General features: G+C 44.9%; 13 protein-coding genes and 1 other RNA gene. 7 read left to right on the forward strand and 7 right to left on the reverse strand.

Features of this window, described 5'->3' with window-relative positions:
* Positions 1 to 225 precede the first annotated feature (225 nt).
* Positions 226 to 483 (reverse strand): hypothetical protein, encoded by a 258-nt coding sequence (locus RMO27_RS11005; protein WP_309732324.1) that lies wholly within the window; start codon positions 481 to 483, stop codon positions 226 to 228.
* A 325-nt stretch (positions 484 to 808) separates the two neighbouring features.
* Here RMO27_RS11005 and cax point away from each other — a divergent pair, with 325 nt between their 5' ends.
* On the forward strand, positions 809 to 1,927 hold the full coding sequence (gene cax, locus RMO27_RS11010) for a calcium/proton exchanger (protein WP_309732326.1): 1,119 nt from the start codon (positions 809 to 811) through the stop codon (positions 1,925 to 1,927).
* 93 nt (positions 1,928 to 2,020) lie between these two features.
* On the opposite strand, the gene egtC is transcribed toward cax, so the two are convergent.
* Together egtC and chlP are read right to left on the reverse strand one after the other, a co-directional pair.
* Positions 2,021 to 2,815: an ergothioneine biosynthesis protein EgtC gene (gene egtC / locus RMO27_RS11015; protein ID WP_309732328.1), complete on the reverse strand. Its 795-nt coding sequence runs from the start codon at positions 2,813 to 2,815 to the stop codon at positions 2,021 to 2,023.
* Between the two features lie 234 nt (positions 2,816 to 3,049).
* Entirely contained in the window at positions 3,050 to 4,276 is a 1,227-nt protein-coding gene (gene chlP / locus RMO27_RS11020) for a geranylgeranyl reductase (protein WP_309732330.1), read from the reverse strand.
* Between the two features lie 500 nt (positions 4,277 to 4,776).
* Here chlP and RMO27_RS11025 point away from each other — a divergent pair, with 500 nt between their 5' ends.
* The 4 genes from RMO27_RS11025 (at position 4,777) to RMO27_RS23830 (ending at position 6,711) form a co-directional block, all read left to right on the forward strand.
* The gene (locus RMO27_RS11025; RefSeq protein ID WP_309732333.1) at positions 4,777 to 5,463 is read left to right on the forward strand and encodes a hypothetical protein; all 687 of its coding nucleotides are present in this window, start codon (positions 4,777 to 4,779) and stop codon (positions 5,461 to 5,463) included.
* Between the two features lie 21 nt (positions 5,464 to 5,484).
* Positions 5,485 to 6,087: a hypothetical protein gene (locus RMO27_RS11030; RefSeq protein ID WP_309732336.1), complete on the forward strand. Its 603-nt coding sequence runs from the start codon at positions 5,485 to 5,487 to the stop codon at positions 6,085 to 6,087.
* A complete protein-coding gene (locus RMO27_RS11035; RefSeq protein ID WP_309732338.1) occupies positions 6,084 to 6,470 on the forward strand; it encodes a HEPN domain-containing protein in 387 nt (128 codons plus the stop codon). Before RMO27_RS11030 ends, RMO27_RS11035 begins: the two co-directional genes overlap by 4 nt.
* 85 nt (positions 6,471 to 6,555) lie before the next feature.
* Positions 6,556 to 6,711, forward strand: coding sequence for a hypothetical protein (locus RMO27_RS23830; protein ID WP_396133665.1), 156 nt, complete (start codon positions 6,556 to 6,558; stop codon positions 6,709 to 6,711).
* A gap of 155 nt (positions 6,712 to 6,866) precedes the next feature.
* Here the strand turns inward: RMO27_RS23830 and RMO27_RS11045 are convergent, their stop codons facing one another.
* The 4 genes from RMO27_RS11045 to RMO27_RS11060 form a co-directional block, all read right to left on the reverse strand.
* On the reverse strand, positions 6,867 to 7,913 hold the full coding sequence (locus RMO27_RS11045) for an NAD(P)-dependent alcohol dehydrogenase (RefSeq protein WP_309732340.1): 1,047 nt from the start codon (positions 7,911 to 7,913) through the stop codon (positions 6,867 to 6,869).
* 411 nt (positions 7,914 to 8,324) lie between these two features.
* On the reverse strand, positions 8,325 to 9,029 hold the full coding sequence (gene rnc / locus RMO27_RS11050) for a ribonuclease III (RefSeq protein WP_309732341.1): 705 nt from the start codon (positions 9,027 to 9,029) through the stop codon (positions 8,325 to 8,327).
* A 95-nt stretch (positions 9,030 to 9,124) separates the two neighbouring features.
* An RNA gene (gene rnpB / locus RMO27_RS11055) (RNase P RNA component class A) lies at positions 9,125 to 9,544 on the reverse strand.
* Between the two features lie 11 nt (positions 9,545 to 9,555).
* A complete protein-coding gene (locus RMO27_RS11060; RefSeq protein WP_309732343.1) occupies positions 9,556 to 9,720 on the reverse strand; it encodes a hypothetical protein in 165 nt (54 codons plus the stop codon).
* A gap of 58 nt (positions 9,721 to 9,778) precedes the next feature.
* On the opposite strand from RMO27_RS11060, the gene RMO27_RS11065 reads away from it, so the two are divergent.
* Both RMO27_RS11065 and RMO27_RS11070 read left to right on the forward strand, forming a co-directional pair.
* Positions 9,779 to 10,036 (forward strand): TM2 domain-containing protein, encoded by a 258-nt coding sequence (locus RMO27_RS11065; protein ID WP_309732344.1) that lies wholly within the window; start codon positions 9,779 to 9,781, stop codon positions 10,034 to 10,036.
* A 4-nt stretch (positions 10,037 to 10,040) separates the two neighbouring features.
* Positions 10,041 to 10,380: DUF2752 domain-containing protein (locus tag RMO27_RS11070; protein WP_309732345.1), on the forward strand; the 340-nt coding region annotated here is incomplete at its 3' end.

The following is a 10,380-nucleotide window of genomic DNA, read 5'->3' on the forward strand; positions in this document are numbered from 1 at the left end:
TGAGCACATCATCTCGTGTTGCATCCGGCTTTCGGTCTGGATGAGGATTTGAACCATCTTAGATCGATCTGTGGCGACTATGTTTGCGATGGTTGCATCCGGCTTTCGGGCTGGATGAGGATTGGAACCCGATCGAGAAGAGATATTAATTATGGGTTACACAATAGTTGCATCCGGCTTTCGGGCTGGATGAGGATTGGAACCACTAGGCATTAGGGATAATGGTTAGAGCTTGGGACTGTCTGAGAACAGGTATCGGACAAAGACGGTTAGGAGCGATCCGAGGGTGACGCTTAGAGCGATGCCGCCAAATGTCCATAGGCGACCATCTAGTTTAGTTACAGCAGTTTCTAGTAAAGTTAGGCGTGTATTCACCAGATTCAACTCTCCCTTGACTTCTGCAAAGCCTAGATCCATTTTCTTGTCTAGACCCTTGATTAAATCCTTTAGCTCTTGTAAGTCTGTATCTGTTATTTGTGACATGATGGTTATTAATTAATTTTAGTTTATTTATCCCCGCTAGTTCGTAGCTAGCGGGGATATTCTGTTGCATCCAGCTTTCGGGCTGGATGAGGATTGGAACATACGTTTAGTTTAATCCATCCTTGTGGATATTGTTGTTGCATCCGGCTTTCGGGCTGGATGAGGATTGGAACTGTGTTGTGACTGAGCATCAAGAATAAGGATAGGTTGTTGCATCCAGCTTTTGGGCTGGATGAGGTGGAATGATTGCAAAAAGCTAGCACTAGCGTTTGCTTTGTAGAATTCGGGTACGCTAGAGAGACAGTGTATTGATCGCCACCCATTCATGCTGAGTCTCAACAAGATTATTTCCGTTTTACTGGTATTTGTCCCCATTTCGATCGCTGGTCATTTTCTACATTGGAGCGATCCAGTCGTCTTCGTCACCGCTGCGTTAGCCATTGTTCCCTTAGCGGCTTGGATGGGTACCGCAACTGAGGAAATCGCGGTCGTGATGGGGCCAGCCTTAGGTGGCTTATTAAACGCGACTTTTGGGAATGCCACGGAACTAATTATCGCCTTAGTCGCGCTGAATGCGGGTTTAATCGATGTCGTCAAAGCGAGTATTACCGGCTCGATTATCGGCAACTTATTGCTAGTGATGGGCTTTTCGATGTTGCTCGGTGGTTTGAAATACAAAGAACAAACCTTTCAACCGATCGTCGCCCGAGTTAGTGCTTCGAGTTTGAATCTGGCAGTGATTGCGTTGCTATTACCGACAGCGGTGGACTATACATCTACGGGGATCGATACTGATGCCATTCAGCAATTGTCGATCGCGGTGTCGATCGTCTTAATTGGTGTTTATGGTTTGACGCTACTATTTTCGATGAAGACGCATACTTATCTCTATGATGTCGATGTGGCAGATCTGGAGCTAGAAGACTTAGCCGACTCGAATTTAGGCGGCGATAGCGACCACGAACACGTCAATTTACCACTGTGGATTTCAGTACTATTAGGTTGTACGTTATTAGTAGCCGTCGAGTCAGAATTTCTGGTTTCGACCCTGGAAGTTGCCACCGAAGCATTGGGTTTAACCGCGTTATTTACGGGAGTAATCTTAGTTCCGATCGTCGGTAATGCTGCCGAACATGCCACAGCGGTGACGGTAGCAATGAAAGATAAAATGGACTTGTCGGTATCGGTGGCGTTGGGTTCGAGTTTGCAAATTGCCCTATTTGTCGCACCAGTATTAGTATTAGCTGGATATGTGATGGACAAACCGATGAACTTGAATTTTAATCCGTTTGAATTAGTCGCAGTAGCGGTATCGGTATTAATTGCCAATTCAATCAGTTCCGACGGTCGATCGAATTGGCTCGAAGGCTCTTTACTGTTAGCTGCTTATGTCGTGTTAGGATTTGCTTTTTACTTCCATCCAGTCATTGAAGGCATTGGTTAGAGATCGAGCCAGTCGGTTAACGGTGTGAATTTTAGGCGATCGCCAATCATCCTTACAGCCAGCAATGCTGAATTTTGATAATGACAGAATACTCTAGATTGGTAATATTTCAACCTGGCGATGCTTACTCACAGTAATGATGCTTTGCATCGGACAAGTCTGCCAATTGCCAGCGAAAATCGGTTCGGATGCCAGGATAACTGAATCTGGATAATCGCTACTATCTTTAATCCAATACAAAGAAGGTACAGTCGCTCGATGCGCGAACCTAGAAGCAATCAACCTGTCGCCATCGCTAATCACAATATTGGCAGAAATTGTCGTCCGTTCGGCTTCGACTAAATCGCGTAATATTTGCAATGTGCGTTGAAGGGCAACTTCTAAAGGCAGTTCGGGATGAGTATGCAAGAGATTGGAAAATAGTGCGAAAATATGTTCCGAATCAGTCGTGCCATCGATCGACTGGTAAATATGATGGTGGAGTTTGTCCCGAATTTGCTTGTATAAACCACCCCGAAAATTGTCGATCAAGCCATTGTGAATGAATAGCAAGTTACCATCTCGAAATGGTTGGCAATTGCTCATACTCACACCTTGCCCTGGAGTAGCCGCGCGCACGTAACTTAACATGCAACCAGTTTCGACATAACGACTCAGATCGGGTAGGTTAGTATCCGTCCAGATCGGCTGAGTATGTTTGTAAATAAATGGTGCGGTGTGTTCGGATCGATCGCGATCGTACCAACCAATGCCAAAGCCGTCGGCATTAATTACCCCGGCGGTCATTTCACGCGGTTGATAACTTTGAACGATTAGCGAATGTTCGGGTTTGGCAATTAATCGATCGAGTGATTGGGGGATACCCTGGTAGGCGAGCAGGCGACACATTTGGGACTGGGGGACTGGGGGACTGGAAGATCTAAAAAGCCTGCGGATGGTTACTGTCTAAGTTTGAGGCAGTTTGGCTCCGATCGATACTTGTACCGACTTACTTACTCAAATATTTAATTGAGGTATCCAACAGCTTACCCCAATTTAGCCACCGCTCAAGCCGACAAAAAAGGTAGGTACTGGTACCTACCTTTGTTGCTAAGTTATGAGTTAAATTATCGATCGCTAAGACTATGGAGCCAGAGCATTACCACGTAGCAAGCTACCGATCGTTTTAGCCGTAATCTTCATCTGCGTAATTGGATTAGCAACCGTGACAGTTTTGTAGAGGTAGCTATCAAAAGTTAGCTTCTGAACATCGATATCGCTACACATTTCGACAAAAGCTTCACGCGTCGCATCGGAACGGTAGAATACCCGCTGGAGAATATCCAAGACTGTGTAAGTCAAGCCATAAGCTTTGTCCCACTGCTTGATATAGGCTTTGAGATCCGCTTCGGTGGGGATTTTTGCGCCTTGTTCGGAACGCTCAACGATCATTTCCGCACACATCCGGCCAGATTTCGCCGCAAAGTAAATCCCTTCGCCCGAAGACTTGGTGACATAACCAGCCGCATCGCCAACTAGAGCACAACGTCCGACAACCCGGCGTGGGCGGGGATGTTCGGGAATGGGGTGAGCTTCAACTTTGATGATGGTGCCGCCTTCGAGCTTCTTGGCCGCCCGCTTGCGGATGCCCGCTTGCAATTGCTTAATTGAAGCTTTGTGAACCTTCATCGTCCCAGTACCGACCGCTACGTGGTCGAATTTAGGGAATACCCAAGCATAGAAATCTGTAGAGACATCATCGCCGACGTACATCTCAGCCAGACTATGGTAGTAAGCCATCTTGTCTTCTGGCAATTTGATTCGCTCTTGGAAAGCGATCGCGTAGTTGTAGTCGCCAGCGTCCATTGCTTTAGCGACACGAGAATTGGCACCATCAGCACCGATTACGAGATCGACTTTGAGAGTTTTGGCTTCACCTTCGAGGCTGCCATTGGAGTGATCCGCATAGTGAAGCACATAAGGATCGGTAGTATTCAGCCCAGGCATTTCCAATTTATGGACGGTACCATTAATCAATTTAGCACCGAGTTTCTCAGCGCGATCGCGTAAGAATCCGTCCAAGACTTCGCGGCGACACATGCCAATATATTCACCAGGCTTGAGAGTTTGACCGATATCGACTTCGATATTAGACGGCGAAATCATCTTCATCTGCCGGACTTGGCGATCGATAATGTGTGGCGGTAAGTCAAATTCAGCCACCATACAAAGAGGAATCGCTCCACCACAAGGCTTGGCGTTATCTAATTTGCGTTCAAATAAATAAGTTTCAATTCCAGCTTTTGCTAAAACTTCAGCGGCGCAAGAACCCGCTGGACCAGAACCGACAACAGCAACCCGTAGTACCACAGCTATACTCTCTTCATGACTTGTGCTTACACTGATGGATGTTAGCACGGACGCTGATGGGGGGTGCTGGAAACCCGCTCCAGTCGTCTAGAATTGAAATATTCCTTTATATAACGACATATTCTGATAAATTATTTTCTTAGGAATGGGTAATTTGGAGCAATGAGCAGTATCGATCGCAGATCGAGAGAAAGGTTAAGGGGTGGAAGGATGGACGATCGAATGCTGGGAGTTTAGTGGTTAAACTCACCTTACGACTTATGACTTATTGTAATGGCAGTCAAAGTGGGAACAATATAGAAGGCTCAGCAAAATAATTACGGTCATTACTTCATCGATACTGACGATATCTTGAATTACGTTAAGCTCGGTACGGAAATCCGAGATCGATACTGACTTAAATCTAATGCCAACGGGACAATGAACGTGCTAAATTAGTAACAGGCTTAGTCTACGCATCATTGATAGATAATTAGCAATCTTAAGTTTATTACAGAAGTATGGCAAGAATAATGCTAGATGATGGAATTTTCCAAGTCCCAGAAGAGTATCTAACCGGACTAGGAAAGCTAGCAACACTTGATGATGAAGTAATTGAAAATATTTTGCAATCGCTCGAAACTGCACCGCTAACTTTTGACATTCAGGAGATTGCCCTGTTTGCGAAAAACCAGCATGGTATAGATGCTACTGAAACTTCAGAAGTATTAAGTTTCATAGCATCATTGTATTCTTTTGGTAGAAACGAATATATTTCTTTCGATGTGATTGTTGATGCTCTTGGCAAGAGCCTGGAAAATGAGACACCCATAAAGCTTTCGACGGTTGAGATCTCTAAAATAAGATCTAGATTAATGATTTTTTTAAATACATCTAGTTCTCTGAAAATTACCTATGAGGCTTCTACTTTATTTCCAGAGCATGAAAATATTTTATCAGATTCAAGATTATTAACAGATATTAGACCTATATTTAAGGAAGAAATTTCAACTGGTGTTAGTGGATTATTAATATCCCATGTTTTGAGATTGAAATATGAAAATATTAGTGGTTCTCAAGAGATTTTTCTCTCTCTCAGATCCAGCGATATCGAACAGTTAATTGAAGAGCTGCAAGAATCTTTGACAAAAGAATTGACCTTGAAACAAACATTTGAAAAAAATAATATACCTTGCTTGATGCGATAAAAAATCTGGGGCAATACAATAATGAACATTCCACGTTATTTAGAACAAGAAATAGATAAAAAGGTTGATAAAGTATCATTGTATATCGTAAAATCAGGGAGTAGTTATATTTTTAACGGAGCCGAAAAATATAAAGATAGTAATAATTTATCAGAAAAGTCAGTATATAAAACAAGGAAAAATCTTGGAAAAACTAATCTTTTTGTAGATCTGCCCTGCACTGGTAATAATGATAAAAAGCTTGATAGTAGTAAGAATGTTGTTGCCCTAAATAATTACAAAAAAAGAACAAGTAAAAAAGATAGACTGCTTTCGGAATTGCAAGGAAAATATATTCTATCTAAACCATTGGTTGGTATTTTTCTGCAAGAGCATCAAGAAATTGTCTCATTGCTAAATGATGCTTACAAAGAGGTGAGAAAATACTTTGCTTCCGAAGATTTAAGATTGGATTTGGTATCAGATCCAGAAATAGCTGGAGATAAACAACTATTCGCATACATATTTACCGCACTACCAGTCATAGACGCTCTGAAAAAACTGGATGAGTTTGACGAGCAATGGTGGTTAGATAGAATAGATCGTGCGAATGGCTTGCTAAATTTTAATCTTCGATTTGTATGATATTCGATTGGTATGAGTATCTAGTACTAGCTGAATATCTATACGATAATCGCGATACTTTTCCCGATCGAGAAGCCTGTCTCAGAGCAGCAATAAGTAAGGCATATTATGCTGCATTCTGTTCATCACGCTATTATGCTGTGACTTTCGATGGATTAGTTTTAGAAGGGAGTGCTCAAGATCATGGATCTGTCAAAAAATATTATATTAGAGCCAGTGATTTTAAAAAGAAACAAGTTGGTAATTTATTAGATAGGTTAAGAGATTTTAGGAATGAGGCTGATTATTCAGATACGATAGATAGAGTAGAAGATCTAGCCAAAACAGCAATCTCTCAATCCAAACAAGTTCATACATTTTTAAAACAGATCTATGGTTCTTAATCAGCTTCCAAAATCATAAGTATATCTGTCAATTGATTAGCTCCAAGTAACACCTAACTTATATCTATTTCATCAACTGGCGATCGTGGATAGTCTAGTGGAAGATCTATTATTTGATGCTGTTGTAGCTGATATCGATCGTCTATCTCCTGACGTAGCGTGGATTCCTTTAGCTAAGTGGGAAGCGCTGACTCCTGAAGAGCGGCGGGGCTTTTTGCCGCTGTGTCCTAACACTCACTAATCCGTAGTTATGGGTGGGTATTATGTGGTTTTCGGTGTGCTCTGGTGCTTGTCATCCGATACTCACTAATGAGTCCGATCTTGCCGTTTTAACTGGATTATTTGTGTGGATAAAGCACGAATTATCCAGTTAAAACATGTCGATCGGGTGATGATTTATCCAGCTTTCAAAGATGCCATATCAATGACAAAGCGATATTTCACGTCGTTTTTTACCAAGCGATCGTAAGCTTCATTAATTTTCTGAATGGGGATAAGTTCGATGTCAGCAGTGATGTGATGCTGACCGCAGAAATCCAACATTTCCTGAGTTTCCTTGATACCGCCAATCAGGGAGCCGCTGAGACTGCGCCGACCAAACACCAAGCTACCGACATTCAGAGACAGCGGCTCGGGTGGTACACCCACTTGAGTGAGATTACCATCGCGTTTTAATAAGAGTAAGTAAGCATTGATATCATGTTGCGCGGACACGGTATCGAGAATGAAATCAAAACTCTTGAGCTGTTTCTGCATCTCGTCGGCATTTTTAGAATTGACGACTTCATCTGCGCCCAGCCGGATCGCATCTGCAACTTTGTGCGATGAGGTGGTAAAGACGACCACATGTGCGCCCAAAGCCTTCGCTATTTTCACCCCCATGTGCCCCAGTCCACCGAGTCCGACTACGCCCACTTTCTGACCTGTGGTGACATTGTGATAGTGCATTGGCGAGTAAGTGGTAATCCCTGCACACAGCAACGGTGCGGTCGCGGCGAGATCCAAATTCGGCGGAACTTTTAATACAAATGCTTCATCCACGACGATCCGCTCGGAGTAGCCACCGTAGGTGATGCCGTTGGTATGTTTGTCAGGAGAGTTGTAAGTAAAGACGGTATTGTCACAGAACTGCTCTAAGTCTTCCTCGCAGTTGACACAAGTGCGGCAAGAATCGACTAGGCAACCGACGCCAACCGTGTCCCCGACTTGGAATTTCTGGACTTGCGCGCCAACAGAAATCGCCCGCCCGACGATTTCATGACCGGGTACGCAGGGATAAGCGGTACCACCCCATTCGCCACGGACGGTATGCAAATCTGAGTGACATACCCCGCAATAGAGGATTTCGATCGCGACATCATGCAGACCGAGATCGCGGCGTTGAAGGTCGAAGGGTGCGAGTGGTGTAGTGGCAGTTTGAGCTGCGTAGGCATTAGTTTTCATCGATTATGCTCCCGATTATTGATTTCGCTTTAGATTCAATCGATCCTGAGATCGATGTCTCAAATTCTACTCGTAGGGAGCGATCGTCAGGTGTTACCGGCATCACGTTTAGTTAGCCGATCATGATGATCCACGCGCACTACAATATCAGTTCGATCCAGCATTTCATGTCTATCGATTGACTGGATCGTCACCCCACTATTTCCGCCAATCGATAGAGAGGAGCGCAGTTCGTATCCAGGCAGTATGTGCAAATGCAATGTTTCAGGAGTGGGTGTAAAAGTGGTGAATAACAGCCAACTATTGAGCGCAATCATCATGATCGCACTCGCACTCGCCAGAGTTTGTCAACCACCGAGGATTGGCCAACTCCCCTGTTCCCGCACTGTTCGCGCCCAGCTCCCCCTCACTTTAAGATTTCGGGGATATTAACTGTGTAAAAGCCGCTTTGGCCGCAGCTTGCTCGGCGGCTTTTTTGGATTGACCGCTGCCAGTGCCTAGATGGCGATCGCGAAACCACACTTCGGCAATAAAACGTTGAAACCGGTCGAGTTTGAGCGGATCTTCGCGGACGCGGTATTCTGGCAAGGCTTTGTAATGCGCTTGCGTCCACTCCTGGAGCGCATCTTTATAATTTTGCCGCGCCGGATCTTGGAGAATTTCGGTGGCTAATTGGAGAAAATGCGGATCTAACCATGGGCGGATTAGTTGGAGATTATTGGTGGTCAGATACAGAGCGGCTAAGACCGCTTCAAAGGCATCAGCCAGCCGCGAGACGCGGCCAGACGGATCGCCGACTGCCGAAGCGGCCAGGGTGAGATAGCGATCGAAGCCATAACCATCGGCAAATTGTGCCAAAATGCGATCGCTCACTAGTACTTTCCGAATCGCCGAAAAATCCCCCACCGATTTATCGGGATAAGTTTCCCACAAAAATTCCGATGCTGCTAGCCTCACAACCGAATCACCGATGAATTCCAACTGTTCGTAGTTGGGCACCCCCATCGTGGGATGCGTCAAGGCAATATCCAACAACGACCAATCGATCTGCGGATTTTCAGGTAAGCCCAACCGACCAATCAACTTCGCTAATTCTTGTTGTCGTCGTGGGTACATCTTATCTACATGCAAAAAAATAGAGAGCGGCGCACCTCCCTTCGGGAAGGCTTCGCCAACGAACGGGAGGAAACCTCCCGTTTGTGTGCGACAAGAGAGAGAGTCGGAACGTAAGCCGGGTTCTGTTATCTCTTGCGAGACGGCGGTTATCTATCTGGGTAGTTTGTTACCAAGTACCTCAAGCGGATCTCGATCGGAACAGGGAAAAGACCAACCATCGCTCCTGCCTTGCTTCCAACCGGGGTTTACCGAGCCAGTACCTCTCGATACTGCTGGTGCGCTCTTACCGCACCTTTGCACCCTTACCGTAGGTAGTGGATAGTGGACAGTGAATAGTGGATAGAAAAAACTATTCACTATTCACTATTCACTATCCACTTCCCATGGCGGTATTTTTCTGTGGCACTATCCTCACGATCGCTCGCACTGGGCATTACCCAGCAAGTTTGGTCTTTCGGAAGCCCGGACTTTCCTCGAAATTCGACTAGCGAATTCGCAACCACCTCACCTACTCTCTCTCAATTACTTATTGTACAGGGCGATCGAGTGTTTTATTGCTGTCAATCGCTGTGTCCTGCTGGTCTGGGAAATCTGCAACAGCCCAGATCCACGGGTATGAATTTCGATCTTTGCCAATCTGTTTGTGCTGGTAGCAGATATAACTGGTAATTTCGATCGTACGCTGGGGCATACTGACTTCTAGATGGTAAGATTTGTCGATCGATATAATAAATTTTAGGAGTTGGTTTATGCAAGACGGAGCTGATGCGAGTAAAAAAATGGCAGCGGGGATTTGTGGGATTTTAATCGGTTCGCTGGGCATCCATAAATTCGTGCTCGGTTACACCACCGAAGGTGCGATCATGCTGGCTGTTAGCGTGCTCACCTGTTTTATCGCTAGCCCGATTATGGGCATTATCGGACTGATCGAAGGGATTACTTATCTCACGAAAAGCGATCGCGAGTTTGTCGATACTTATGTGAATAGTAAAAAAGGTTGGTTCTAATTCTGTGGTGAGATTATCTCGCTCGGCAAAACTCAGACGTTATTACGGGTTAGGCATTTGCGCTACGCCACTAATTGCTAGTTGTTTCTATGCAGCGGGATGTCGGATTCAGACGATCTTTTGCCCGCTGCGACATTGGCTAGGATTTATTTGTCCCAGTTGTGGCATGACTAGATCGTTTGTCGCGATCGTCCGTGGCGATTGGCGACAAGCGATCGATTATCATTTATTTGCACCGTTATTATTTGGTTGTTTGGGTTTGATGCTATTCCATTGGATCTGGGAACTAACATCGGGTTGTCATCACCACACTTTTTATCTGAAGTGGTTGACTAATTCGCGCC

Source organism: Chamaesiphon sp. OTE_75_metabat_556 (assembly GCF_031378165.1).
In the GTDB taxonomy this organism is placed as follows: Bacteria; Cyanobacteriota; Cyanobacteriia; order Cyanobacteriales; family Chamaesiphonaceae; genus Chamaesiphon.